Below are 25,443 nucleotides of genomic sequence, written 5' to 3'. Positions count from 1 at the left end.
TGGAACCGTGTTGCGTGCGGCCGTCACACCGCGCCGGTGAGGACCTCGGCCGCGGCGATGCCGGAGACGCGCGTGGCACCGTGGGTCGACAGGTGCACGGCGCCGAGCCGGTCCTCGGCGGGCAGGCCCATCTCGACGACGAGCGCGTCGGGCCGGCGCCGCACCAGGTCGGCCAGGGCCTGCCACATCCACGGGTGGCGGGCGGCGTCGCGGACGACGACGACCAGCTCGCGGCCGTCGGCCGGGCGCAGTGCCTGCCCGTCGAGCACGTCCGCGGCGCCGGCGGCGCCGGTCAGCTCGGACTCGCCGATGCGCACCGACGTGGTGCCGGGGCGCAGGGCGCGCAGCGGGTCGGCGACGCCCCAGGGCGTACGGCCGTCGATGGCGAGGCTGGTGACGGGGGAGAACTCGACGACGTGCGGATCGCCGACGAGCGGGAAGCGGGCCGGGCCCGCCGGGTCGTGGTGGACCCGGACGGCGCGGCGGGCGGCGACGAGGCCGATCTGGTGGTCGGCCCCGTCGCCGCCGCGGGGGTCGCCGGCCGGGACGCTGCGGGTCAGCGCGGCGGACCAGGCGGCGAACTCGTGTACCCGGGCGGCGGCTTCGACGAGCCGTTCCTCGGGCAGGCTGCCGTCGTGCACGGCGGCGACGATGGCGTCGGTCAGGTCGGTGGCGACGGACTCCGCGGCGTTCTCGCCGCCGACGCACACGGCGTCGACGCCGCCGGCGAGGGCGCGGACGGTGGCGCCGCCGATGCCGTACAGGTCGGAGACGGCGCCCATTTCGATGCCGTCGGTGACGACGAGACCGGTGAAGCCGAGCTCGTCGCGGAGCAGGTCGCGGATGATGCGCGGGCTGAGGGTGGCGGGGAGGCTGTCGTCGTAGGCGGGGATGAGCATGTGCGCCGTCATGACGGTGCGTACGCCGGCCTCCATGGCGGCGGTGAACGGCGGCAGCGCGGTGCGGGCGATCTCGCGGGCGTCGGCGGCGACGTGCGGGAGGCCGTGGTGGGAGTCGACGCTGGTGTCGCCGTGGCCGGGGAAGTGCTTGGCGCAGGCGGCGACGCCGGCGGACTGCAGGCCGCGGATCCAGGCGGCGGTGTGCCGGCAGACGAGGTCGGTGCGGGCGCCGAAGGCGCGGACGCCGATGACGGGGTTCTTGGGGTTGGAGTTGACGTCGGCGGAGGGGGCGTAGTTGAGCGAAACGCCCATGGCGTGCAGCTGGCGGCCGATGTCGTACGCGACCTGCTCGGTCAGCTCGACGTCGTCGACGGCGCCGAGGGCGAGGTTGCCGGGGCGGGTGGCGCCGGTGCCGGCCTCGATCCGGGTGACGTCGCCGGCCTCCTCGTCGATGGCGATGATCAGGTCGGGGTTCTCGGCGCGCAGCGCGGCGGTGAGCGCGGCGACCTGCTCGGGGTCGACGATGTTGCGGCCGAAGAGCACCACGGACGCCAGTCCTTCGCCGATTCTGCGGCGCAGCCAGTCGGGCGCGGTCGTGCCCACGAACCCGGGCTGGAGAACCGAGTTGGCCAGCCGGGCGAGTTCGGGGTTGTTGGCTGCCATGGAGACCTCCGCGGGAGCAGGGGCGGGACGGCGGCCGCGGCGGACTGCGGGGCCGGGCGCGCGACGGGTGCGAGTGGAGTGCAAGGTGTGTCGGAACGGGCTGACGTGGCATGGAAAGACTTGGTACAGACCAATGCCGGATACTGGCCTATACCAATCGGGAGTGTCAAGGAAGTCCGCGATCGGATCGCTGGCGGAATGCCCTGCTCCGCAACGGTGGGCGCCCCGGAGGCGACCTGCGGACGGCCCGCGGACCACGTACGCCGGGGCGCGCACGACCGCGCTCCCGGGCGGGAAGTCCCGGTCCGCGGCGGGTGTTGGCACTGACAGGCTTTGACAGATTTTGACCGCCGAGAGGTAGGAACGATGCCGATCTTCGAGACCAGGACCTGGGAGCCGAGCGAGCGCCGGGTGCGCGGCAGGCTCGGCGGCGAACTCGTCGTCGACAGCGGGGCGCCGCTGCTGGTCCGGGAGGCCGGCCAGCCGTATGTGACGTACGCCTTCCCGCGCGGCGACGTGCGCACCGACCTCGTGCCGGACGCGGTGCGGACGTACGACGGGGACGCGGAGCTGGCCGGCCACGTGTCGGTGCGGTGGTCGGCGCTGGACCGCTGGTTCGAGGAGGACGAGGAGCTGCCGGTGGGCCCCCGGGACCCGTACCACCGGGTGGACACCGTGCGCAGCGCGCGGCACGTGCGGGTCTCGATCGACGGGCAACCGGTCGCCGAGTCCCGCAGGCCGCTGGCGGTCTTCGAGACGGGGCTGCCGGCGCAGTTCTACCTGCCGCCCGAGGACGTGCGGCTGGAGCTGTTCGAGCCCACGCCGACGCGGACGGGGTGCCCGTACAAGGGCTTCGCGTCGTACCGGACGTACCGCGGCGCGGGCACGCCGGAGCGCGCGGACGTGGCGTGGTCGTACGAGGAGCCGTTCCACGAGGTGGCGCCGCTGGCGGGGTACGTGGCGTTCTACGCCTCGGTTGCGGACGTGGTGGTGGAGGGGGTGAAGCGGGCGGCGTGAGCGCGGGCGGGTCGGGTGCGGGCGCCCTGAAACCGGGCGGGTCCGGGTACGGGCCGGCCGCGCGCGGGGCGGGCGTGCCCGGGACGGCCCGGCGCGGGCCGTCCGGCGGCCGCGGGCACGACCTGCGGGGCGGGCCCGCCGGCGGGACAATGGCGCCGTGGGTGGCGCACGCGGCGCGTGCGCGCACGGCAGCGAACCCGGAGGTGCCCCATGGCCGCCCAGCTCACCGACCCCGTCGTGGCCGCCTTCGTCGCGGCGCTCAACGCCGGCGACAGGGACGCGTTCTTCGCGCTCCTCACCGACGACGCGACCATGACCGACGACGGCAGCGAACGCGACCTCGCCGCCTGGACCGACAAGGAGATCTTCTCCTCCGCCGGCCACATGGACGTCGAGTCCGTCGCCGCGGACGGCCGGTCGCTCGTGGCCACGTACTCGAACTCCACCTGGGGCGGCATGCGCACCCGGTGGTCCTTCACCGTCGACGGCGACCGCATCAGCCACTTCGACACCGGTCAGGCATGACGTAAAACTGCACCTGGTCGAGAAATCCCCCCGGGATACCTGTTTGCTACCGTGACGCCGTGGACGGCAAACCAGGGCTGCGGGAGCGCAAGAAGCAGCAGACCCGGGCGGCGCTCTCCGAGGCCGCGATCACCCTGTTCCTCCGCCACGGCTTCGCCGGCGTCTCGGTGGCCCGGGTGGCCGAGGCCGCGGAGGTGTCCAAGCGCACGCTCTTCGCGTACTTCCCGACCAAGGAAGACCTCGTCGCGCACCGCCTCGCCGACCACGAGACCGACGCCGCCCGCGCGGTACGGGCCCGCCCGCCGCGCACCGCCCCGCTGGCGGCGCTGCGGGAGCACTTCCTGCGCGGCCTGCGCGAGCGGGACCCCGTCACCGGGCTCGACGACCGGCCCGAAGTCCGCGCGCTGCACCGGATGATCCTCGACACCCCCTCGCTGGTGGCCCGGATGGAGCGGTTCCGGGCCGGCGCCGAGCGGGCGCTCGCCGAGGCGCTGCGCGAGACCGCGGCCGTCCCCGAGCCGGCCGCCCGGCTCGCCGCGGCCCAGATCGTCGCCGTGCAGTGGGCGCTGGCCCGGGAGAACGCCGCGCGGCTGGCGTACGGGGAGTCGGCCGACGCGCGCCACGCGGGCGCGGTGGCGGAGGCGGAGCAGGCGTTCGCACAGCTGGAGAAGGGGCTGCGCCGGCTGCCGCGGACGCCCCGGCGGCGGGGCGGGCGGACCGGCCGGCCCCCGCGGCAGGGCCCGGGCAGCCGGGACCCGGAGACGGCCGCGCAGGAGACCTCCGCTTGAGCAGACCTCCGCTTGAGGAGCCCGCCGCTTGAAGCCCCCCGCTTGAGGAACCCCCCGCCTAGGAGACGATCGCCATCTCGCGCGCGGTGTCGTTGAGCCGCCGGCCGCCGCTCCCGGTGACGGTCACGATGTCCTCGATGCGCACGCCGAAGCGCCCCGGCAGGTAGATGCCGGGCTCGACGGAGAAGCACATGCCGGGCACGAGCGGCTGCTCCTCGCCCTCGATCATGTACGGCGGCTCGTGGGTCGTGGTGCCGATGCCGTGCCCGGTGCGGTGGATGAAGTACTCGCCGTAGCCCGCGTCGGCGATGACCCGGCGCGCCGCCCGGTCCACCTCCTGGCAGGCGGCGCCGGGCCGTACGGCCCGGAAGCCGGCCTCCTGCGCCGCGCGCACGACGTCGTGGATCTCCCGCTCCTCGGCGGTGGGTTCGCCGACGTGCACGGTGCGGGTGGTGTCGGAGCCGTAGCCGTGGACGAGGCCGCCGAAGTCGAGGACGACCATGTCGCCCTCGCGGATGACCCGTTCGCCGGCCTCGTGGTGCGGGTTGGCGCCGTTGGGCCCGGAGCCGACGACGGTGAAGTCGACCTGGGAGTGGCCGAACCGGCGCAGCAGCGCGGCCAGGTCCGCGGCGACGTCGGACTCCTTGCGGCCGGCGAAGCGCGCGTTCCTGATCTCCTCGTACGCGGCGTCCGCGGCGGCGCCGGCCGCGGCCAGCCGCGCGAGTTCCGCGTCGTCCTTGACGGCGCGCAGCATCGGCAGCCCGTCGGAGAAGGAGACGTACGCGGACTCCGGCAACTCGCGCTGGAGTCCGAGCAGGTGCAGGGCCCAGGCGTCGTCGCTGACCGCGTACCGGCCGCGGGCGTCGAGCAGCGGTGCGGTCACGGCGTACGGGCTGGTGCCGTCGGTCCAGTCGCGCAGGGTGAGGGCCGGTCCGCCGGCCGCCTTCTCGGCGTCGCCGGCCTCCAGCTTCGGCACCACGAGCACCGGATCCGCCCCGGGCACGAGCACGAGCAGGGTGAGCCGCTCGGTGGCGGCGGGCGGCGCGTAGCCGGTGAGCCAGACGAGGTCGGGCCCGGGGGCGACGAGCAGCCCGGCGAACCCGGCGCCGGCGGCGGCGCGGGCGGCGTGCCGCATGCGGGCGCGGTAGTCGTCGGCGGTGAACGGGGCGAAGTCGCCGGTCATGCGGGGCTCCTCGGTGCTCGTCGGCGGGTGTGCCGGGCCTGGAAGGAACGTACCCCGTCCGCCCCGGAACCCGTGTAACGCAAGTCAACTTGCATTAGGGGGCGGCGGAGTCGTACCTTAAAGCAAGAATCACTGCGTTAACTGGCAGGAGGCACCCCGATGGTTCTCACTCCGGACTTCTGGACGCTGTTCACCGTGTTCGCCGCCGGCGGCATGGGGCTCACCGCCGTGACCGCGGCACTGGTCGCCGCACTCGACCGCGCCCACGCCGAGCGGCCGGCGCCGCACTGACCTGCGCTACGTTGGCGGGATGCCGGAAAGCAGCCGCCAGCCCGCCACCGCCGCCCGCAGAACGGGCGGCCGCAGCGCCCGCGTACGCGCCGCCGTGCTGCAGGCGACGGTGGACGTCGTCCTGGAGCACGGCGCCGACGCGCTGTCGATCGCCGAGGTCGCGCAGCGCGCCGGCGTCCACGAGACGTCGATCTACCGCCGCTGGGGCACCAAGGCCGCGCTCGCGCTCGACGCCGTCCTCGACCGCACCCGCACCGACCTGCCCACCCCCGACACCGGCACCCTCCGCGGCGACCTGCTCGCCCTCCTCCACGACACCGCCGCCTTCGTCCGCACCCCGCTGGGCGGCCTGCTGCTGCGGATGGCGGTGCAGGAGGACCTCGCGGAGTACGAGGCGGCCCGCGACGAGTTCTGGACCACCCGCTTCGCGGTCGGCGCGCAGGTCCTCGACCGCGCCGAGTCCCGCGGCGAACTCCGCCCCGGCGTCGACCGCCGGCTGGCCTTCGAGGCCCTGACGGGCCCGCTGCACACCCGCCTGCTGCTGACCCGCGAACCACTGGACGACGCCTTCCTGGAAGCCACGGTGGACCTCCTCCTCACCGGCATCGGCCCTTGACCCCCACCCCCCGCGCCTCCCGCCGCGGAGGCGGCCGACCGTCCGAGTCGCCCCGCCGTGCGCGGGGTTCGGCGCCGGGAGAGGCGGCGGGGGGAGTAGCGGGTCAGAGGTCCGTGAGCTGGAAGTCCCCGTTCTCCACCGGGTAGGCGGTGATGACGAGCGTGTGCGGGCCGAAGAGGCGGAGCGGCTGCATGGAGCGCCGCCGGCTGCGGGGCACGCGGAACGCCCGCGCTTCGCGGTCCCAGTCGTACCCGGTCTCGATGAGGATGTCGTAGGTCCCGGCACGCAGGTCGTACAGGTCCGCCCGGGCGGCGGCGGGGATGCGGACGACGAGGTACGGATCGGCCCGCCCCAGCGCCATCCGGTCGCCGTAGGACGACAGCGTGCACACGGTGTCCTCGGTACCGGCCTCGATACGGAGGTGCTGCCGCCCCCGGACCGGCGGCGGCACGAGCGTCTCGTAGCCCGGTTCGGCCACCGGCGGCAGGTACGGGGTCGGGCCGGCGACCGGCGGGCGCGCCGCCGGCACCTTCACCGGGGGGTCGCCGCGGCTGAGTCTTCCGAGCAGAACGGCCGCGACGGTGAGCACAGCGGCGAGGAGTAGGAACAGGATGTAGAAACGCATGGCCTCCGCCGTCCGCTCGCGCCGAGGTGACCGCCGGTCCTCACCGCACATCCTCCCGCAGCGCAGCCGCCGCGGTCGAGGGTTCGCGAACGGGCCCTCAGCTCCTGGCCGTCTGCGAACGGACCACCGCCACCGGGCAGTCGGCGTGGTGCAGCAGTGCCTGGCTCACCGAGCCCAGGAGCATCCCCGTGAAGCCGCCGCGCCCCCGGGCGCCCACGACCACCAGCGCGGCCTCCCGGCTCGCCTCGATCAGCGCCTCCCGGGGGCCGCCGCGCAGCACGCGGCGGTCGACGGGCACGTCCGGGTAGCGCTCCTGACGGCCCGCCAGCGCCTCGGCGAGCAGCCGCTCCTCGTTCGCCGCCAGGTCGCCGGCCCCGCTCGCGTACGGTGCCGCGGGGTCCTGCGGGGGCGGTACCTCCGCCTTCCACGGCGACCAGGCGTGTACGGCGAGGATGCCGGTGCCGCGCAGCGCGGCCTCGGCGAAGGCGAACTCGATCGCCGCGTCGCCCGCCGGCGAGCCGTCCACGCCCGCCACCACCGGGCCCTCGCGCGCCGGGTCGCCCGCGCCCCGGACGACGAGCACCGGGCAGTGGCCGTGGGCCGCCAGGTGTACGGCCGTCGAGCCCAGCAGCAGGCCGGCGAACGCGCCGAGCCCGCGGCTGCCGACGACGGCCAGCGCGGCGCTGCGCGACTCCTCCGCCATCACCGGCAGCGTGTCGCCGGTGACGACGGCGCCCTCCGCGGCGACGCCCGGCTCGGCCTCGCCCGCGTGCCGTACGGCCTCGGCGACCAACTGCTCCGCCTGGTTGCGCAGTCCGCCCTCGGGCGGGCCCATCGACGACGGCTCCAGCGGCACCCGCATCATCGGCCAGAAGAAGGCGTGCACGATACGCAGCCCGGTGCCGCGCATCCGCGCCTCCCGGGCCGCCACGGCAACCGCCGCCAGGCCCTCGGCCGACCCGTCGACGCCCACCAGCACCGGTGCACTCACCATCGGCCTCCGTCCGTGCGGGCGGCGCCGGGCGCGCCGCCGGGTCCACGTACCGTGCCCCCAGGCTTGCCCACCGCCGCCGGTCCCGCCAGCCGGCGGGCGGTGAGCGGGTGAGCCGCGCCGCCGGAACGGACGCGGCGTACGCAGCCGGCCGCGGGTCAGTGCGCCGTCAGCGCCAGCGCCTCGTGCAACTCCCCGGGGTCCTTCCGCACCGCGGGACCGGAGAGCCGGGCCGTGACCCGGCCGGACGTCAGCACGGTCACCGTGTCCGCGCACTGCGCGGCCGACGCCGGGCTCGGCGACACCAGCAGCACCGCGAGGCCCTCCCCCGCCAGCGTGCGCACCAGGTCGAGGATCTGCCCCACGAGCACCGGCGCCAGGCCCTCCGTCGGCTCGTCCAGCAGCAGCACGCGCGGCGAGCCCAGCAGCGCGCGGGCCAGCGCGAGCATCTGCTGCTCGCCGCCGGACAGGTCGGTGCCGCGGTGGCCGCTGCGCTCGCCGAGCCGGGGCAGCAGGTCGAGCACCCGCTCCGGCGTCCACGGCCGGCCGCCGCCACCGTCGCGGGGAGGGCGGTGGGCGAGGCGGATGTGCTCGGCGACGGTCAGCCGGGCGAAGACCCGGCGGCCCTGGGGTACGAGCCCGACGCCGGCGCGGGCGATGCGGTGCGCCGGGCGGCCGGTGACGTCCCGCCCGGCGATCCCGACGGTGCCGGCGGACGGCCGCAGCAGGCCGGCGACGGTGTGGACGAGGGTGGTCTTGCCGGCGCCGTTGTGGCCGACGACGGCGTGCACGCTGCCCTCGGGGACGTCGAGGTCGAGGTCGTGGAGGACCGTGCCGCCGTGGTAGCCGGCGGACAGCCCGGAGATGCGGAGCATGGGGCGGGTCACCTCTTCGCGCCGGTGTCGTGGGCGCCGGCGGCACCCGGGGTGCCGCCGGCCGCGGGGGCGTCCGCCGTGGTGGCGGCGTCCAGGTACGCGCTGCGCACATCGGGCCGGTCGAAGACCTCCCGTACCGGCCCGGAGGCCAGCACCCGCCCGGTCACCAGCACGGTGACCGTACGGGCCAGCCGCGCGACCACCTCGGTGTTGTGCTCCACCAGCAGCACGGCGATGTCGTCGTCGAGGGCGCCGAGCACGTCGAGCAGCAGGACCACGTCCCGGTCGGTGAGCCCGGCGGCGGGCTCGTCGAGCAGCAGCACGCGCGGCCGGGCGACGAGCGCGGCGGCGAGGTCGAGCAGCCTCCGCTGCCCGTGCGACAGGGAGCCCGCCGGCCGGTCGGCCACCCCCGCAAGGCCCACGTCCGCGAGCCGGTCCGCGGCGGCCGCGGCCAGCCGCCCCCGGCGCGCCGCCCGCCGCCAGGCGCCGCGGCGCTCGGGGTGGTGCCGCCAGGAGGCGAGCAGCACGTTGTCCAGGACGGTCAGGTCCGGGATGGCGGTGGGCTGCTGGAAGCTGCGGGCGACGCCGAGCCGGCTGCGCCGCGCGGGTGCGGTACGGGTGACGTCGCGGCCGAGGAACGTGATGGCGCCCTGGTCGGGGCGCTCGGTGCCGGCGATGAGGTTGAGCAGGGTGGTCTTGCCGGCGCCGTTGGGGCCGATGAGGGCGTGCCGGGCGCCGACGGGCAGGTCGAGCGAGACGTCGTCGACGGCGGTGAGGCTGCCGAAGCGGCGGGTGAGGCCGGCGAGTTCGAGGGCGGTGGCCGCGGTCACGTCGTCCCCTTCCTGATCCGGACCGGTGGGTCCGCGTCCGCGGGTCCCGGTACGGCCGGACCGTCCGGCGACTCCGGTGAATGCTCCGACTCCGGTGGCTCCGGTGACTCCGGTGGCTCCGGCGTCTCCGCGTCACCCGGGCCGCGCGGCGCGGGCAGCCCCGCCGACGCGCCACCGCCGACCGCGCCGTCCGCGCCGCCTGCGCCGTCCTTGCCGTCTGCCACGACCGCCCGGGGTGCCCCGGACACCAGCCCGGCGAGCCCGCGCGGCAGCAGGTAGACCGCCGCGACGAACAGCACGCCGAGCAGCAGCGGCCCGTGGCCCGGCCACGAACCGGCCAGCCAGTCGCGGGTGTAGACGATGAGGCCCGCGCCCACCAGCGCGCCGATCACCGACGTGATGCCGCCGATGACGGCCGCGAGCAGCGCGAGCGCGGCGATCTCGAAGCCGACGTCGGCCGGCGAGACGTAGCTCTGCACGGCGATGAGCAGCGAGCCGCCGGCGCCCGCCAGGGCGCCCGCGCCGACGTAGGCCACCAGCAGGTACCGCGTCACGGGGTGGCCGGAGGCGCGCATCCGCTCCTCCGCCGCCCGGGAGCCCGTCAGCAGCTTGCCGGCCGGCGAGCGGAGCAGCACCAGCGCGACGGCGACGACGCAGACGACGACCACGGCCGCGTACTGGTAGATCGCCAGTTCCTCGAAGAGCGGCTCGCCGCCCCAGAACGCCTGCGTGGAGGGGAACCCGGCGAGGCCGTCGGTGCCGCCGGTCACGGACTTCCACTGCCCGATGGCGATGGCCGTCAGCTCGCCGACCGCGACGGTGATCATGAGCACGGTGGTGCCTCGGGCGCGGATCACCGCGGGGCCGGTCACGACGCAGAACGCGGCGGCGACGGCGGCGGAGACCACCACCTGCACGGGGCCGACCGTCCAGTCGTTCTCGGCGAGTTTGGCGGTGGTGTACGCGCCGACGGCGAACGGCGCGGTCTGCCCCAGCGTGGGCAGCCCGGCGTAGCCGGTGACCACGGTGACGCTGACCGCGAGCAGGCCCAGGGCCAGGGCGTAGCCGGCGAGGGAGAGGGCGTACGCGTCGAGCATCATCGGCAGCACGGCCAGCACGACGACGAGGGCGAGCAGCGGCGCGACGGCGCGCAGCGCCGCGGCGGTCCGCCCGGCGCCGGTGCCGCCGGCGGCCGCGGCCGCCGCCTTGGCCCGGCGCGCCGCCGGCGCACCGCGCCCCGGCCACGGGACCTGCGCCAGCCTGCGGCGCAGCCGTTCCGCCGGGTCGGGCGGCGGGTCGGCGTCGTGGTCCGGGCCGTGCGGCTCGGCGAGTCCGCGCCCGGAGCGCAGGATCAGCACCGCGGCCATCGCCGCGAAGAGCAGGTACGGCGCCCAGTCGGGGGCGACGGAGACGCCCAGGGTCTGCACCTCGCCGACGCCGATGGCGGCCACCAGCGTCGCCCACAGCGAGCGGAGCCCGCCGAGGACCACGACGACGAGGGACAGCATCAGCACGGTGTCCCCGGTGCTCGGCCCGGGGCCGATGATCGGCGCCCCGAGCACGCCCGCGGCGCCGGCCAGCGCGCCCGCCGCGGCGAGCACCCCGGTGTGCACGACCCGGGGGCTGAGGCCGGTGGTGGCCAGCATCTCGGGGTCGTCGGCCGCGGCCCGTACGGCGGCGCCCGCGCGGGTGCGGGTGAGCACCCAGGTGCCGGCGGCGGCGAGGACCAGGGCCATGACGATGAACCCGAGCCGGTAGGCGGGGTAGCGGTGGCCGAGGAGGTCGACGGAGGTGTCCAGCGCGTCCGGGACCCGTACGGGCATCTCGTCCGCGCCGAACCCCTCGACCAGCAGGTTGCCGCCGATGAGCGCGAGCCCGAACGTCAGCAGCGCCTGGTCGAGATGCCCCCGGCGGGCGAGTGGCGCCGTCGCCGCCGACAGCACCGCGCCCGCCGCGCAGGCGGCCGCGGTGCCGGCGACGAGGCCGAGGGCCAGGCCGCCCCAGGTGCCGTCGCTCAGTTCCGCGCCGGTGTAGGCGCCGACCGCGTACAGCGTGCCGTGCGCCAGGTTGAGTACGCCGGCGGTGCCGAACGCCAGGCTCAGGCCGGCGGCGACGACGAACAGCAGCAGCCCGTAGGCGACGCCGTCGACCGCCGGCACGAGCTGGGCATCGAGTGCCCCCATGTCAGTCGCCGAGCGTGGCCAGGTCCTGGACCGTGACGTTGGAGAGTTGCTCGCCGTCCTTGCGGACCTCGCGCAGGTACCACTTCTGCACCGGCGCGTGCGACTTCTTGCCGAACTCCCAGGAGCCGCGCGGGCTGTCGATCTGGCCGAGGCCGCCGAGGGCCTCGTTGATGGTCTCGGAGTTCACCTCACCCTTGTCGGCGGCGTCGGCGATCGCCATGTCGAGCACGTGGGCGGCGTCGTACGAGGCCATGGCGTACTCGGTGGGCGGGGTGTCGTGCTTGGCGGTCCAGTCGGAGACGAACTTCCGGTTGGCGTCGTTGTCCAGGTCGGGCACGTAGTTGAAGACGGACTGGATGCCCTCGGCCGCGTCCCCCTGGGCGTTGAGCAGAGTGCCCTCGGTGAGCGCGCCGGAGGCGTACAGCGGCAGGTCGGCGATGTCCGACTGGGCGTACTGCTTGACGAAGTCGATCGCCGCCTTGCCGGCGTAGAAGGTGTACACCGCCTTGGCGTCGGACCGGGCGATCTCGGCGAAGTACGGGGTGAAGTTGGTGGTGTCGGGGAACGGCGTCCAGGCGGTCTCGCCGTCCGGGTTGGCCAGCTCGCCGCCGATCTCGTCGAAGGTGTCGGTGAAGCCGCCGACCTGGTCGTAGCCGCCCTGGTAGTCCGGGCCGATGGCGTAGACCGGGCCGTCGACCTCCTCCTTGACGTACGGGGCGATGGCGGTGCCCATGTCCTTCGAGAGGAAGGACGTGTGCCAGACGCGGGAGACGTCCTTAAGCTCCGGGCGGCCGTTGGAGCTGACCAGCGGGATCTTGTTCTGCTCCAGCATCGGCAGCACGGCGTTGTACGAGCCGTTGGCGACGATGCCGGTCATCACGTCGACCCGGTCCTTCTTCACCAGCTTGGTGGCCGAGGGCACCGCGGTGGGCGGGCCGTCCCCCTCGTCGCCCACCGACAGTTCGACCTCCCGCCCGCCCAGCTTGCCGTCGTGGGTGTCCAGGTAGAGCTGGAAGCCGTTGCGCAGGTCGGTGCCCACGGGCTCGTACGTACCCGAGAGGGACGCCAGCAGGCCGACCTTCACCGTGTCGTCGCCGGAGCCGCTGTCTCCGCCGCTGCAGCCCGCGAGGGCCAGCGAGGCGGCGACTGCTGCGGCGGCGGAGGCCCGGGTTCTGCTACGGCCCGGGCGGCGTATGGATGCGTTGACGAACACGAAGGCTCCCGAGGGAAAAATGAGGGATGGACTGGGGGTCGGTCCGGGGGGGGTGGGGGGTGACCGGGGATGACGGGATGACGGAAAATAGGGGCGTGGCACGACGACGGGCGGGCTGACGACGGACCCGGCGGCCGGACGCGCGGGCGGGGTGAGGGGCCCGCCCGTGCGGCCGTGTCAGGAGGCGGGCTGCGAGTCGCGCAGTTGGGGGCTGAGCGCCTCGCCGACCTGGTTGATCAGCTCGGACATCATGTAGCTGACCTCGCCGATGTCCGCGTCCCGGGTGGTGGTGACCAGGAGGGACGCCCCGCTGGAGACCGCCATGGAGAACATGTAGCCGCCCTCCATGGCGGTCAGGGTGTGCTCGACGGGGTCGGCCTCGATCAACTGGGCGGCGCCGGAGAGCAGGTTGACGATGCCGGAGGCGATGGCGGCCAGCCGGTCCGCGTCGTCCTGGTCCACCCCGGTGAAGGCCAGGGCGAGGCCGTCCACGGAGACGGCGATGGCCTGGGTGACCTCGGGGATGCGACGGGCGAAGTCACTCAGCAGCCAGCTCAGGTCGGCGGTGGATGGGGTCGTCATCACGTGCTCCGTTGCGAGTCGTCGTCGTTTGCGGACCGGGTACGGCCGCTGTTCCTGGCGGTACGGGAACGGCCTCCGTCGTCGTTACGAGGACGGCCGTCGCCCCTTCCGCCGCTGCCGCCCGCACCCGCCGGGCGGCCGCGGTCGGCGGCCCCTCCGGCTCCCTCACGGCGGCCCGTGCTCCTGCTGATGCCCTGGGTGTACGCGGCAAGGACGTCGGAGATCTGCCGGGAGTCCCGGCGCTTGGCGGGCGCCGGCTTCCGCTCGCTCCTGCCGGGCTTGCCCTCCCCGTCGCGCTTGGGGAACCGCGGCCACTGGTCCGCCGGCTGGCGCGCCCGCACGGGCAGTCCCGAGGCGCTGACGCCGGCGACGCGGTCGGCCGGGTCGTAGTCGGGACCGAAGGGCGGGGTGCGCCGCGTGTCGCCGCCGTCGCGGGTCCCGGCCTCCGGCGTGGCCCGGGCCGGCCTCCCGGCGGCGGCCGCGGCGGGGCCGCGCCGGGGCGCGGCGGTCGCGACGGGCTCGTCCATCGGCTTGCGCGGGCCCGGCACGCCGCGGGGGGCGGCGCCGAACACGCTCGCCTCCCCCTCCACCAGCGGCCGCTCGCCCTCCACCATCGTCTCCTCCTCGACGGCCACGAGGACCGACGGCGGGAGGGTGACCTCGGCGATGGTGCCGGGGCCCGCGGAGGAGCGCAGTTCGACGACGATGCCGTGCCGGGCGGCGAGCCGCGCCACGACGTGCAGACCCATGGACCGCACGGCCCCGACGCCGGTCTGCGGGTTGGCCAGGCGGGTGTTCAGCTCGTCGCGGCGCTCGGCGGTCATGCCGACGCCCTCGTCGACGATCTGCACCACCGCGCGGTCCCACAGCCGCCAGACCGCCACGCCCACCTGCTTGTCGGGGGGCGAGAACCGGGTGGCGTTGTCGAGCAGTTCGGCGAGGATGTGCGCGAGGTCGTGCACCGCGCGGGCGGCGATGCCGATGCCCTGCTCCACGATCCCCATGGCGACGCGCTCGAACCGCTCGATCTGCTGGGCGGCCGCGACGACCACGGTGGCGCAGGGTGCGTCCGCCTCGCGCACCCGGGCGTGTCCGTAACCGCCCATCACCAGCAGGTTGTTGGTGTTGCGCTCCATGCGGATGGCGAGGTGGTCGAGCGCGAAGAGGATCTTCATCCGCTCCGGGTCGGCCTCGTCGCGCTGGACCGCGTCCAGCTCGGACACCATGACCGAGGTGAGCTGCGCGCCGCGGCGGGCGACGCCGACCAGGGTCTCCGCGAACTGCTCGTGCGCGTGGGCCTGCTGGGCCGCGAGCCGTACCGCCTCGTGGTGGACGGAGTTGAACGCCTCGCCGACCTCGCCGATCTCGTCCTCGCCGGTGGTCTCCACCGGGCTGCCGGAACTGTCGGCGACCTGCTGCGGCGTGGCGCCGCCGAGTGCGCCGGGCTGGGAGAGGTCGGTGACGATCTGCGGCAGTCGTTCCGTGGCCACGGTGTGCGCCGCGTTGCGCAGGTCGCGCAGCCGGCGGATCATCACGCGCCCGATCCGGAAGGCGAAGAGCAGCGCGCCGACCAGCGTCACGAGCACGACGATGATCTCGATGACGGCCCACCAGATGAGCGTGGAGCGCTCCTCCTTGACGGAGGCGTGCACCGCGTCGTCGACGCGGCTCTCCACGGAGCGCAGCATCGACAGCCGGTCGGCCGTGGCCTCCTGCCACTCGGCGGCGGAGATGTCGAGGTCCTGTCCGACCGTGGTACGGCCGACCTCGTCCTCCATCCGCTGCGCGGGCAGCGCGCGCGGGCCGGAGAGCGTGCGCTCCAGCCAGGAGCGCCACTCGGCGGGGCCGAGCGTGAAGAAGACGCCGGTGGACTCGGAGTAGCCGAGCTGGGTGGCGTCGAACGTGCGCTGGGAGGCGGGCGTGAAGCCGCCGCCGGCCAGCGCGCGGAGCACCACGACCTGCTGCTGCGCCACGTGTTCCGCGGCGCGCGACAGGGAGGCGGAGGCCCGGATGCGGTCGGCGATGTCGGCGTCGACGCCGTCGGCCTGGGCGATGCCGTCCCGGTAGTCGATCAGGTCGGCGATGGTGATCCGGTACCCGAACGCGAGCGCGGAGAGCGTGCCGCCGCCGGAGCGCGCCTGGGCGCGCAGGGACGGCAGTTCCGCCAGCGAGCGGTCGATCCGCTGGAGGGCGAGGTCGGCGTTGTGAGGAAGGGAGTCGAGCTTCCTGCGCTTCTCGGTGTAGTCCGAGATACCTGCGTCCGTGGCGTCGGCGGCCTTGCGGAAGGTGGTGGCATCGCCCTGCGAGGCGACCAGCGCGGTTGCGGCGACACGTTCGTGCTGCAGCCGTGCGGTCAGCTCCGCGGCGGACTCGGCGGCATCGACCATCTGCGCCAGCCTGTTGGCCTGGAACGCCTGGGTCGTCGCCGGCGCGAGTGCGCGCACGGAAAAGGCGATGGCCACCGCAAGGGGCACGGCGACCAGGAGGACGAGTCGACGGTTGATCTTCACTACGCGACCCCTACGTCGGGGTCATGACACAGTAAAGCTGACACGGGATTACCTTGCGATGGGGAGGGTGTGACATGTGGGGGTCGGTGCATCCATCGCTCCTGCTGAGGGTGGGCTGAGCGATGTGTCTGATGCTAAGTCGGAAGTATAAGTTACGGGTGAGTACAACATCAAAATATGTAAGAGGGAGATGCAATCTCTACCTCTCACAATCCGATTCGATCAGGTTCCGTCTGAAATTTCAGAGATGGGCGGGCAGTTCGGAACCCGCCCCCGTCAAGACCCCGCGCTTCAGGCGCGCTTGAGCGCGTGGCCGCCGAAGCCGCTGCTGCGGTCCGGGCCCTGGTTCTGCTCCTGCCACCAGGCGTCGAACTCCGGCTGCCCCATCTTCTGCCAGTCCGGGGTCTGTTCGACCTGGGCGCGGCCCAGCCGGCGGCCGAGGGCGACCATGGCGGCGCCGACGGCGGTGCGGTCCTCGTCGTACGCGGCGGCTATCTCCGGCCAGCCGTCACCGGCGCGGCAGGCGGCCTCCAGCGCCGTGGCGTCCTGCAGTGCCTTGACGCTGCCGCCGCCGGTGTGCGGCCGTACGACGGTGGCGGCGTCGCCCGCGAGCAGCAGCCGGCCCACGGCGAGCCGCGGCACCTGGAGGTCGTAGATCGGCTGGATGAAGGAGTCCTCCGGCGCGGTACGCAGCACGCAGCGGCCCCAGTACGGCGGGAAGTGCTCGGCGACCAGCTCGCGCAGGTACGCCGTGAGCTTCGCCGCGACGCGGCCCGGGGGCAGCGAGGTCGGGGTGCGCAGGTCGAGCAGGAGGTCGGGGTCGTCCGGCGGGACGGCGTAGAGCACCCAGTTCATCCGGAAGCCGCCGCCGGCGGCGGGGATGAGGTACATCATGCAGTGGCCGCCGGGGAAGACGACCACGCGCGCCTCGGCGCCGTCCGTCTCCGGGTCGCCGGCGACGGGCGCGGAGGTGCCGCGCCAGCCGAGGTAGCCGGCGTAGTCGGGGGCGAGCCCGGGGAACATCGCCTCGCGGACCACCGAGCGGTAGCCGTCGGCGCCGATCACGGCGTCGAAGCGCTCCTGGCGGCCGTCGGCGAGCTTGAGCGAGACACCGTCCGCGTCCTGCTCGACGGCTGTCACGGCCGCGCCCGTGTGGTACGTGACCGACTCGGGCACCCGGCTGCGCAACTCGTGCCACAGCGAGCCCCAGTTGTACGAGCGGAACGGGAAGTGCTGCTCGGCGAACCCGTGGCCCAGCTCGGCGTCTCCGTCGCGGATCGTCCACACCCGGCGGTTCAGGCCGGACCACGGCATCGCCGAGTCCACGTAGCCCGCGGCCTCCAGCTCCGCGAACCGCGCGTCGTGCAGGCCGATGCCCACGCCCCGGTCGCGCAGCTCGCCGCCGGCCCGCTCGAAGACGGTGACCCGCCCCGCACCTGCCCGCGCCACCGCCTGCGCCGTGGCGCACCCCGCGATGCTCCCGCCCACCACGGCGACGGAGTCCTCGTCCACCACGGTCTCCCCTCTGCTCCTCCGGCCGGCCCCGTGGCGCTCCGCGCCCGGCCGGCTCTCCCGCACCTTCCGGAGCACAACCTTCCCCAACGCGATCACCGCGTCAAGTGATCGGCGGAGCCCCAACCGCCCCTCTGCGCAGCCAAGTCGGGACCGGCGGGCCCCTCGCGCACCCCCCGGATCAAGGCCGCCGGGCAAGTACTTAGGCTAGCCTTACTTGTTTGATCGGACAGGTGGACGAAGGAGTGGGGTGGCGGGTGGCTGCGCAGGGACCGTCGGGACGGGACGTGCTGAGACGTGCGATCGCGGGGCAGCGGCGCGGTGTCGCGATCGGGTCGGTGCTGGCGGTCGGGCACCAGCTCGGTGAGGCGCTGGTCCCGGTGCTCATCGGCGTGGTCATCGACGACGCGGTCGCCGGGGACGACGCGGCCGCACTGGTCCGCTGGCTCCTCGTGCTCGTCGCGGTCTACGTCGTGCTCGCGCTGAGCTTCCGGCTCGGGGTCAAGGCGTCCGAGCGGGCCGCGGAACTGGCCGCGCACCAGGTCCGGCTGGAGCTGGTGGGGCGGGTGCTCGACCCGCGCGGCGGGGCCGAGCGGGGCCGGCTGCCGGGCGCGGTGGCGAACATCGCCACCGACGACGCCAAGCGCGTCGGCTACATCGTCATGGTGGTGACGGTCGGCGTCTCGGGGCTGGCCGGCGCGGCGGTCAGCGCGGCCGCGCTGCTGCTCATCTCCGTGCCGCTGGGACTGCTCGTGCTGGTCGGCACGCCCGTGCTGCTCTGGCTGGGGCACCTGCTGAGCAAGCCGCTGGAGCACCGCAGCGCGGCCGAGCAGGAGCAGGCCGCCAACGCCTCCGGCGTCGCCGCCGACCTGATAGCCGGGCTGCGGGTGCTCAAGGGCATCGGCGCGCGCGACGCCGCCGTCGAGCGCTACCGGGCCACCAGCCGCGACTCGCTGGCCGCCACGCTGCGCGCCGCGCGCGCCGAGGGCTGGCAGAACGGCGTCGTCCTCGCGCTCACCGGCGGCTTCATCGCGCTGGTGGCGCTGGTCGGCGGGCGGCTCGCGCTGAGCGGTGACATCACGCTCGGGGAGCTCGTCGCGGCGGTCGGGCTCGCTCAGTTCCTGCTGACGCCGCTGCAGGTGTTCGCCTACGTCAACGCCGAGTTCGCCCAGGCGCGGGCGTCGGCGGCACGGGTCGCGGAGGTGCTGGCCGCCGAGCCGGCCGTCGTCCCCGGCGACCGCCGGCTCGCGGAGCCGGTACGCGGCGGACTGCGGCTGCGCGGCGTGGGGCTCGGGGCGCTCACGGAGGTGGACATGGCGGTCGCGCCCGGGGAGCTGGTCGGCGTCGCGACCACGGAACCGGCCGCGGCGGAGGCGCTGCTGCGCTGCCTGGGCCGGGTCGAGGACCCCGAGGCGGGTGTGGTGGAGCTGGACGGGGTACCGCTGACGGGCCTCGACCCGGCGGAGCTGCGGACGGCCGTGCTGGTGGCGGCGCACGACGCGGACCTCTTCGCGGGGACGGTGGCCGGGAACGTGGCGGCCGGGCCCGAGCCGCCCGGGCCCGGCACCGGGCCCGCGATGGCCGCCGCGGCGGCCGACGAGGTGGCCCGCGCCCTGCCCCGCGGCGCCGCATCCGAGGTCGGCGAGGCCGGTCGCGCGCTCTCCGGCGGCCAGCGCCAGCGCGTCGCCCTGGCCCGGGCGCTGCACGCCGGGCGGCCCGTGCTCGTCGTCCACGACCCGACCACCGCCGTGGACGTCGTCACCGAGGCCCGGATGGCCGAGGGCCTGCGCGACTACCGCGCGGGCAGGACCACCCTGCTGGTCACCAACAGCCCGGCCCTGCTCGCCGTCGCCGACCGGGTCGTGTTCGTCGACGCCGGCCGGGTCGCCGCCGAGGGCCCGCACGCCGATCTCGTACGCGACGAGGCGGCCTACCGGACGGCGGTGCTCGCATGACCGCGGCAGACGGCCCGTACGACGGCACACCCGAAGGCACGCCGGAAGCAGGAGGCGGGCCAAAGGACGCGCGCGGCGACGACGCCCGCGAACTGCTCCCCACCGCCACCCCGGCCCGCACCCGCGCCGCCGTGCGCGAACTGCTGCGCCCGCGCCGGGCCCTGGCCTGGACCGCGTTCGCGATGATGGCCGCGGCCACCGCCGTCGGGCTGCTCACCCCGCCGCTGCTGGGGCACATCGTCGACCTGGTCACCGACCGGCGCGACGCCGGCGCGCTCACGCTGCCCGTGGTGCTGCTCGTCGCCGTGGCCGCCGGCCAGGGCGTGCTGACCGCGATCGGCAGGACGATGGTCTCCAGGCTCGGCGAGACCCTGCTCGCCGAGATGCGCGAGCGGTTCGTCGAGCGGGCGCTGCGCCTGCCGCTCGACCGGCTGGAGAAGGCCGGCTCCGGCGACCTGACCGCCCGCGTCACCCGGGACGTCTCCCGCGTCGCCGAGGCGGTCCGCGGCGCGCTTCCCCAACTGGCGTCCTCGGTACTGGCCATCGTGCTCACGCTCGGCGCGCTGGCCGTCCTCGACTGGCGCTTCCTGCTCGCCGCACTGCTCGCGGTGCCCGTGCAGGCGTACACGGCCCGCTGGTACGTACGCCGCGCGGTGCCGCTCTACGCCCGCGAGCGCATCGCCACCGGCTCGCAGCAGCAGCAGCTCCTCGACACCGTCAGCGGCGCGGCCACCGTGCGCGCGCACCGGCTGGAGGCGCTGCACGCCGGGCGCGTCGACGCGCGCTCGCGCGCCGCGGTGGACCTGCGGCTGCGCGGGGTGCGGCTGCTGATGGGCTTCTACAACCGGCTGCACGTGGCGGAGTACCTCGGGCTGTCCGCGGTGCTCGTGGCGGGCTACCTGCTGGTCCGCGACGGCTCCGCGTCGATCGGCACGGCGACGGCCGCCGCGCTCTACTTCCACTCGCTGTTCGGCCCGGTGAACGTGGCGCTGGTGCTCCTCGACGACGCCCAGGCGGCGACGGCGGGGCTGGCGCGGCTGGTCGGCGTCGTGGACGCGCGGGAGCAGACGGGCGCCGGGCGGCCGGCCACCGGGGAGCAGGGGCCGCGGCCCGCGGTCGGGGTGTCCGTCCGCGGGGTGTCCCACGCGTACGAGCCGGGCCGGCCGGTGCTGCACGACGTGGACCTGGAGCTGCGGCCGAAGGAGAAGGTGGCGCTGGTGGGCGCGAGCGGGGCGGGCAAGAGCACGCTCGCCAAGCTGCTCGCCGGCATCCACTCCCCCGCCGCCGGCCGCATCGAGGTGGGCGGCGCGGCGCCGGACGAGTCGGGCCGCACGGTCGGGCTGGTCACCCAGGAGGTGCACGTCTTCGCCGGCCGGCTCGCCGACGACCTGCGGCTGGCCCGGCCCGGTGCCGCGGACGAGGAGCTGCGCGAGGCGCTGGCCCGGGTGGGCGCGCTGGGCTGGGCCGAGGCGCTGCCGGAAGGGCTGGACACGGTGGTGGGCGAGGGCGGTCACCGGCTGACGGCCGACCGGGCCCAGCAGCTCGCGCTGGCCCGGCTGGTGCTGGCCGACCCGCCGGTCGCGGTGCTCGACGAGGCCACCGCGGAGGCGGGCAGCCTGGGCGCCCGGCGGCTGGAGGAGGCGGCGGAGCGCGCGCTCGAAGGGCGTACGGCGCTGGTCGTCGCGCACCGGCTGAGCCAGGCCGCGGCGGCCGACCGGGTCGTGGTGATGGCTGAGGGCCGGGTGGCGGAGAGCGGCACGCACGACGAACTGCGCGCCGCGGACGGGCCGTACGCCGCGCTGTGGCGGGCGTGGTCCGCGGGGCGCGCGGCGGACGCGCGGCAGGACGCGGACGGCGCCGGGCGGCCGGAGGCGTAGCGGCGCGGGCGGCTCACGCCGTCGGTGCGGGTACGGGCCGGCCCCTGGCCCGTACCGCCGCGGCGGTCAGAGGGGGTGCGTGCGGTGGGCGGCGAGCGCGGCGGCGGTCGTCACGGCGCGCCATGCCTGGTACCGCACGGCCTCCAGCGCCACGTCGCCCGCCGCGCCGTCCTCGGCGGCGTCCGCGGCGGGGTCGGGGCAGCCGGGCGGCACGATGACGCCGCCCCAGTGGCAGAAGACGTTGACCAGCGCCAGCAGGCCGGCGCCCGAGGCGCCGCGGGCGGTGCCGGAGGACGTGAAGGCCGAGTACACCTTGTCCGCGAGGCCGCCGGCGGACCCCAGCGGGCCGGTGGTCTCGATGAACTCCTTCACCGGGGCGGACATGGTCCCGAGCCGCGTGGGGGTGCCGAACAGCACCACGTCGGCCCAGTCCAGGTCGCCGACGGCGGCCTCGGGCACGTCGGCGGTCGCCACGCGGCTCAGGGGCGAGCCGGGTCTCACCTCCGCCGCGGCGCCCCCCACCGTGTCCTGCCCCGTGTCCTGCCCTGCGTGCTGCGCCGCGTGCTGCCCGCTGTGCTGCGCTGTCTCCGGCACCCGGCGCAGGCGGACCTCCGCGCCCGCCTTCTCCGCGCCCTCGGCGGCGGCGAGGGCGAGGGTGTGCACGGTTCCGCCTGCGCTGTAGTAGATGACGGCCGCCCTGACGGGGGTCTCGGATTCCATGGTGGGCCTCTCCTTGTGCGGTCCGGCTCGGCGATGGTTCACGATGGGCCATGCGCCTCCCGCGCGCGACCCCTGTGACCAAGACGAGCCGGCCGCCGCACGTGTGACGCTCCCGGGCTCACATTCCGGCGCGCCGTTTCGTCATACGGAGGGAGAGGCATCACGCGACCTAGGGAGCACCGGCACCATGACCACATCGTCCGCGTCGCAGTCCGGCCGCCTCGACCCGGGGCCCGGGGTCGCGAGCGAGCGGCGGCGGCTGACCAACCTCGCCTACCGGCTGCTCGGCTCCCTGGCCGATGCCGAGGACGTGGTGCAGGAGACGTACGCCCGCTGGTACGCGATGTCCGCGGAGCGGCGGGCCGCCGTCGCCTCCCCCGGCGGCTGGCTGACGAAGGTCGCCGGCCGCATCTGCCTGGACCTGCTCGGCTCGGCGCGGGCGCGGCGGGAGCGGTACGTGGGCGAGTGGCTGCCGGAGCCGCTGCCGGACCGCACGGGGCTGGTCGGCGGCCGGGTGGGCGGGGCGGAGGCGGACGCGGCGGATCCGGCGGACCGGGTGACGATGGACGAATCGGTGCACATGGCGTTCCTCGTGGTGCTGGAGTCGATGACCCCCGCGGAGCGGGTGGCGTTCGTGCTGCACGACGTGTTCCGCTACCCGTTCCCCGAGGTGGCCGAGATCGTCGGCCGGTCGCCCGCGGCGTGCCGGCAGCTGGCGACGTCGGCGCGCCGCCGGGTCCGCACGGCGCGCCGGCCCACGGCGGCGGAGCACCACGACGCGCTGGTACGGGAGTTCCGGCGGGCCTGGGCGGCGAAGGACATCGGCGCCCTGGTCGATCTGCTGGACCCCGGCGCGACGTCCACGCCGGACAGCGGCGGCGTCGTACCGGCGGTGCTGCAGCCGATCGTGGGGCGCGAGGAGATCGTGCGGGCGTTCACGGCGATCCGGGACCTGCAGCCCGGGATCGAGCTGCTGGAGCGTACGGTCAACGGGCAACTCGGCCTGGTGGCACAGGTGGACGGGGTCACGGCGACAGTGCTCGCCTTCGACGTGGCGGACGGCGGGATCACGCACATCTGGGCGATGCGCAACCCGGAGAAGCTGCGCGCCTGGACGGCGGCCTGAGCGGCGCGGGGGCAGGTCCGGAGCCGGGTACGGGCCCGCACGGCCGGGGGGCGGGCCCGCACCCGTGCTCACACCACCCGCTGCAGGGCCCGTTCGCGGCGGGCCGCCACCTTCGAGCCGGACTCCCGGCGCGCCGTGCGGCGCAGCACCACCGGTGCCACCGCGAGCCCCGCCACCGCCCATGCGCCCAGCACGCCGACCGCCTCCGCCTGCCGCCAGGAGTCGCCGATCTCCACCGCCACCGCCGCGTCGGGCAGCATCGCGGCGCGCATGCCGAGCCCGAGCCAGTAGAGCGGGAAGACCTGCGCGGTCCACTGCAGCCACTCCGGCAGCGCGGTGACCGGGTAGAAGATGCCGGAGATCCCGATCAGCGCGAGCACCGGGAGCTGGATCAGGCCCTGCGCGCGGGCGTCGCCGAACACCGAGCCCAGCACGGCCCCGACGGGCAGCGTCGCCACCATCCCGAGCGCCACGATCCCTGCCAGGTGGACCCAGGCGCCGGCGTCGAGGTGCAGCCCGTCGACGAGGAGCAGCGCGGGGACGAGGAAGAGCGCGAGGTCGGCGAGCAGGCCGCCGGCGACGGAGACGACCTTGCCGACGAGGTAGCCGCCCGTGCCGTTCGGGGTGGCCTTGGCGCGCAGCAGGGTGCCGTCCTCCCGTTCCGCGGTGAGCAGTTGGCTCATGGTGACCATGCCGAAGGACACGTTCATGCCGAGGATGCCGGGGAGGGTCAGGGCGCCGAGCATGAAGCCGGTGGAGCCGAACTCGCGCCCGCGCAGGAACCACAGGACGCCCAGCATGAGCAGCGGCCAGAACAGGTGGCTGAACAGCTCGGCGCCGTTGGTGAAGGACTGGCGCAGCTCGATCGCGCCGCGCCGCAGCCCGGCGCGCAGCACGCAGGCGTTCACCGGCCGCCGCCTTCGGCCGCCGCCTCCGCCGCGTGTACGAGGGCGAGGTAGGTCTGCTCCAGCGACGCCCGGTGGACCTCCAGTTCGGCGATGTCCGCGCCGTGGCGCTCGAAGAGGCCGCGGACGAAGGCGGTGGAGTCGTCGGTGGCGTGGACGCGGGGCCGGCCGCGGTGGCGCCAGCGGACGCGGTCGGCGCCGGCGATCCGGCGGGCCAGCTCCGCGGGGGTGCCGTCGGCGATGACGCGGCCCGCGTCGAGGATGACGATGCGGTCGGCGAGCCGCTCGGCCTCGTGCAGGTCGTGGGTGGTGACCAGGACGGTGGTGCCCGCGGCGGCGAGGTCCCGCACGAGGCGGTGGAAGCCGCGCCGCGCCTCGGGGTCGAAGCCGGTCGTCGGCTCGTCGAGGAAGAGCAGGTCGGGGCGGCCGACGATGCCGATGGCGACGTCGAGGCGGCGGCGCTGGCCGCCGGAGAGCGTACGGATCTTCTGCCCGCCCCGGTCGCCGAGGCCGACGGCGTCGGCGAGTTCGCCGGGATCCCAGGGGGTGCGGCCGAGGCAGGCGTAGTACGAGGCGAGGTGGGCGAGCAGTTCGCGGACCCGCCACTTGCCGTGGTCGCGCCAGGACTGCAGCACGACGCCGACGCGGGCGCGCCAGTGCTCGTCGCCGTGCCCGGGGTCGGCGCCGAGGACGGCGACCTCGCCGGCGGAGCGGGCCCGGAAGCCCTCGAGTATCTCGATCGTGGTGGTCTTGCCGGCCCCGTTGGGGCCGAGGAGCGCGACCGTCTCACCGTGCCGTACGCGCAGGTCCACGCCGTGGAGGACGTCCGCGGCGCCGTAGCGCATGCGCAGGCCCGCGACGGCGACTGCCGCGTCGGGGCTCACAGCGCCTCCCGTACCCGCGCGGCGAGGGCGGCCCTGTCGACGCCGGCGAGGCCGAGCGCGCGGGGCACGGTGCCGACCTCGGCCTGCAGCAGGGCGTCCAGCAGGTGGAGCGGGGTGAGGTCCCTCTTGCGGTGGGCGCCGGCCATGCGGTCCAGGGCGAGCCTGAGCGACGCACCGAAGGGCGGGCGGCGGCCGGGGTCGGGGGTGGCACGCAGGTCGAACGCACCGGGCGCGACCCCCGCGGCGCCGAGGCTGTGCGCGAACTCCCGGTCCAGCGCGGCCTTCAGCTCCGCCCGGCCGAGCCCGGCGGCGGCCAGGACGCGCTGCGGCTCGGTGCCGTCCTGGGCGGCGACGGCGAGCAGCGCGTGCCGCGCCTCCATCGCCGCGGAGCCGTCCTCGCGGGCCTCGGCCTCGGCGGCCAGCAGCACCGCGTGCAGGTACCTGTCGAACGCGCTCATCCCCGCCTCCTCAGCGTCACGCCGGCGGCGATGAGCCGCTTGGCGTGCTTCTTGTGCACCGCCTGGCGGGTGACGCCGAGCGCCTCGGCGACCTGCGGCCAGCTCCAGCCCGTGCGCATCGCCTGCTCCACGGCGGAGTCCTCCAGCCGGTCGGCGAGGCGGCGCAGGGCGGCGACCGCCGCCAGGGCGTCCGCCGGATCGTCGTCTGCCATGCA

24 protein-coding genes are annotated in these 25,443 nt (G+C 75.5%); 8 read left to right on the top strand and 16 right to left on the bottom strand.

What is annotated here, in order from left to right:
* Positions 1-23: 23 nt before the first annotated feature.
* Positions 24-1,562, bottom strand: coding sequence for a glycoside hydrolase family 3 protein (locus LG396_RS29725; protein ID WP_018837276.1), 1,539 nt, complete (start codon positions 1,560-1,562; stop codon positions 24-26).
* Positions 1,563-1,928: 366 nt separating this feature from the next.
* On the opposite strand from LG396_RS29725, the gene LG396_RS29720 reads away from it, so the two are divergent.
* From LG396_RS29720 to LG396_RS29710, 3 genes are all read left to right on the top strand, one after another.
* Positions 1,929-2,579, top strand: a complete 651-nt coding sequence (locus LG396_RS29720; protein WP_225797142.1) for a DUF427 domain-containing protein — start codon at positions 1,929-1,931, stop codon at positions 2,577-2,579.
* Positions 2,580-2,789: 210 nt separating this feature from the next.
* Positions 2,790-3,104 carry a nuclear transport factor 2 family protein gene (locus LG396_RS29715; RefSeq protein ID WP_037742880.1) on the top strand — a complete coding sequence of 105 codons (315 nt, stop codon included), beginning with the start codon at positions 2,790-2,792 and terminating at the stop codon, positions 3,102-3,104.
* A gap of 59 nt (positions 3,105-3,163) precedes the next feature.
* Positions 3,164-3,892 (top strand): TetR/AcrR family transcriptional regulator, encoded by a 729-nt coding sequence (locus LG396_RS29710; protein WP_225797141.1) that lies wholly within the window; start codon positions 3,164-3,166, stop codon positions 3,890-3,892.
* Positions 3,893-3,950: 58 nt separating this feature from the next.
* Here LG396_RS29710 and LG396_RS29705 read toward each other — a convergent pair whose 3' ends face one another.
* A complete protein-coding gene (locus LG396_RS29705) occupies positions 3,951-5,075 on the bottom strand; it encodes an aminopeptidase P family protein (RefSeq protein WP_018837272.1) in 1,125 nt (374 codons plus the stop codon).
* A 159-nt stretch (positions 5,076-5,234) separates the two neighbouring features.
* Between LG396_RS29705 and LG396_RS39470 the strand changes: the two genes are divergently transcribed.
* Both LG396_RS39470 and LG396_RS29700 read left to right on the top strand, forming a co-directional pair.
* Positions 5,235-5,366, top strand: a complete 132-nt coding sequence (locus LG396_RS39470; RefSeq protein ID WP_263979735.1) for a hypothetical protein — start codon at positions 5,235-5,237, stop codon at positions 5,364-5,366.
* Between the two features lie 19 nt (positions 5,367-5,385).
* Complete coding sequence (locus LG396_RS29700; RefSeq protein ID WP_018837270.1) at positions 5,386-5,982, top strand: TetR/AcrR family transcriptional regulator; 597 nt, start codon at positions 5,386-5,388, stop codon at positions 5,980-5,982.
* Positions 5,983-6,085: 103 nt separating this feature from the next.
* On the opposite strand, the gene LG396_RS29695 is transcribed toward LG396_RS29700, so the two are convergent.
* The 9 genes from LG396_RS29695 to LG396_RS29655 form a co-directional block, all read right to left on the bottom strand.
* On the bottom strand, positions 6,086-6,607 hold the full coding sequence (locus LG396_RS29695) for a hypothetical protein (protein ID WP_225797140.1): 522 nt from the start codon (positions 6,605-6,607) through the stop codon (positions 6,086-6,088).
* 97 nt (positions 6,608-6,704) lie between these two features.
* Complete coding sequence (locus LG396_RS29690; RefSeq protein ID WP_225797139.1) at positions 6,705-7,601, bottom strand: universal stress protein; 897 nt, start codon at positions 7,599-7,601, stop codon at positions 6,705-6,707.
* 155 nt (positions 7,602-7,756) lie between these two features.
* Positions 7,757-8,473: an ABC transporter ATP-binding protein gene (locus LG396_RS29685; protein ID WP_225797138.1), complete on the bottom strand. Its 717-nt coding sequence runs from the start codon at positions 8,471-8,473 to the stop codon at positions 7,757-7,759.
* Between the two features lie 8 nt (positions 8,474-8,481).
* The gene (locus LG396_RS29680) at positions 8,482-9,303 is read right to left on the bottom strand and encodes an ABC transporter ATP-binding protein (protein WP_225797137.1); all 822 of its coding nucleotides are present in this window, start codon (positions 9,301-9,303) and stop codon (positions 8,482-8,484) included.
* Positions 9,300-11,486 carry a branched-chain amino acid ABC transporter permease gene (locus tag LG396_RS29675; RefSeq protein WP_225797136.1) on the bottom strand — a complete coding sequence of 729 codons (2,187 nt, stop codon included), beginning with the start codon at positions 11,484-11,486 and terminating at the stop codon, positions 9,300-9,302. Before LG396_RS29675 ends, LG396_RS29680 begins: the two co-directional genes overlap by 4 nt.
* A gap of 1 nt (position 11,487) precedes the next feature.
* Entirely contained in the window at positions 11,488-12,699 is a 1,212-nt protein-coding gene (locus LG396_RS29670; protein ID WP_225797135.1) for an ABC transporter substrate-binding protein, read from the bottom strand.
* A gap of 177 nt (positions 12,700-12,876) precedes the next feature.
* Positions 12,877-13,281 (bottom strand): roadblock/LC7 domain-containing protein, encoded by a 405-nt coding sequence (locus LG396_RS29665; protein WP_018837263.1) that lies wholly within the window; start codon positions 13,279-13,281, stop codon positions 12,877-12,879.
* Entirely contained in the window at positions 13,281-15,791 is a 2,511-nt protein-coding gene (locus tag LG396_RS29660; RefSeq protein ID WP_225797134.1) for a sensor histidine kinase, read from the bottom strand. The genes LG396_RS29665 and LG396_RS29660 overlap by 1 nt, the downstream gene beginning before the upstream one ends.
* Positions 15,792-16,082: 291 nt before the next feature.
* Positions 16,083-17,303 (bottom strand): FAD-dependent monooxygenase, encoded by a 1,221-nt coding sequence (locus tag LG396_RS29655; protein ID WP_225797133.1) that lies wholly within the window; start codon positions 17,301-17,303, stop codon positions 16,083-16,085.
* Between the two features lie 257 nt (positions 17,304-17,560).
* Between LG396_RS29655 and LG396_RS29650 the strand changes: the two genes are divergently transcribed.
* Both LG396_RS29650 and LG396_RS29645 read left to right on the top strand, forming a co-directional pair.
* Entirely contained in the window at positions 17,561-19,258 is a 1,698-nt protein-coding gene (locus LG396_RS29650) for an ABC transporter transmembrane domain-containing protein (protein ID WP_225797132.1), read from the top strand.
* On the top strand, positions 19,255-21,135 hold the full coding sequence (locus LG396_RS29645; RefSeq protein WP_225797131.1) for an ABC transporter ATP-binding protein: 1,881 nt from the start codon (positions 19,255-19,257) through the stop codon (positions 21,133-21,135). Before LG396_RS29650 ends, LG396_RS29645 begins: the two co-directional genes overlap by 4 nt.
* A 66-nt stretch (positions 21,136-21,201) precedes the next feature.
* Here the strand turns inward: LG396_RS29645 and LG396_RS29640 are convergent, their stop codons facing one another.
* Positions 21,202-21,855, bottom strand: coding sequence for a flavodoxin family protein (locus LG396_RS29640; protein ID WP_225797130.1), 654 nt, complete (start codon positions 21,853-21,855; stop codon positions 21,202-21,204).
* Positions 21,856-22,042: 187 nt separating this feature from the next.
* On the opposite strand from LG396_RS29640, the gene sigJ reads away from it, so the two are divergent.
* Complete coding sequence (gene sigJ / locus LG396_RS29635; protein ID WP_225797129.1) at positions 22,043-22,981, top strand: RNA polymerase sigma factor SigJ; 939 nt, start codon at positions 22,043-22,045, stop codon at positions 22,979-22,981.
* A 68-nt stretch (positions 22,982-23,049) separates the two neighbouring features.
* Here sigJ and LG396_RS29630 read toward each other — a convergent pair whose 3' ends face one another.
* From LG396_RS29630 to LG396_RS29615, 4 genes are read right to left on the bottom strand one after another with little or no spacing between them, the layout of a single operon-like run.
* Positions 23,050-23,889 carry an ABC transporter permease gene (locus LG396_RS29630; RefSeq protein ID WP_225797128.1) on the bottom strand — a complete coding sequence of 280 codons (840 nt, stop codon included), beginning with the start codon at positions 23,887-23,889 and terminating at the stop codon, positions 23,050-23,052.
* Entirely contained in the window at positions 23,886-24,770 is an 885-nt protein-coding gene (locus LG396_RS29625; RefSeq protein WP_225797127.1) for an ABC transporter ATP-binding protein, read from the bottom strand. The genes LG396_RS29630 and LG396_RS29625 overlap by 4 nt, the downstream gene beginning before the upstream one ends.
* Positions 24,767-25,228, bottom strand: a complete 462-nt coding sequence (locus LG396_RS29620) for a Clp protease N-terminal domain-containing protein (protein WP_225797126.1) — start codon at positions 25,226-25,228, stop codon at positions 24,767-24,769. The genes LG396_RS29625 and LG396_RS29620 overlap by 4 nt, the downstream gene beginning before the upstream one ends.
* Positions 25,225-25,440: a hypothetical protein gene (locus LG396_RS29615; protein ID WP_018837254.1), complete on the bottom strand. Its 216-nt coding sequence runs from the start codon at positions 25,438-25,440 to the stop codon at positions 25,225-25,227. Before LG396_RS29615 ends, LG396_RS29620 begins: the two co-directional genes overlap by 4 nt.
* Positions 25,441-25,443: the final 3 nt, after the last annotated feature.

Origin of the sequence: Streptomyces aculeolatus (assembly GCF_020400605.1) — a bacterium.
GTDB classification, from domain to species: Bacteria; Actinomycetota; Actinomycetes; order Streptomycetales; family Streptomycetaceae; genus Streptomyces; species Streptomyces aculeolatus.
The sequence above is the reverse complement of the archived record's forward strand: the minus strand, read 5'-3'. Positions and strand labels throughout refer to the sequence as shown.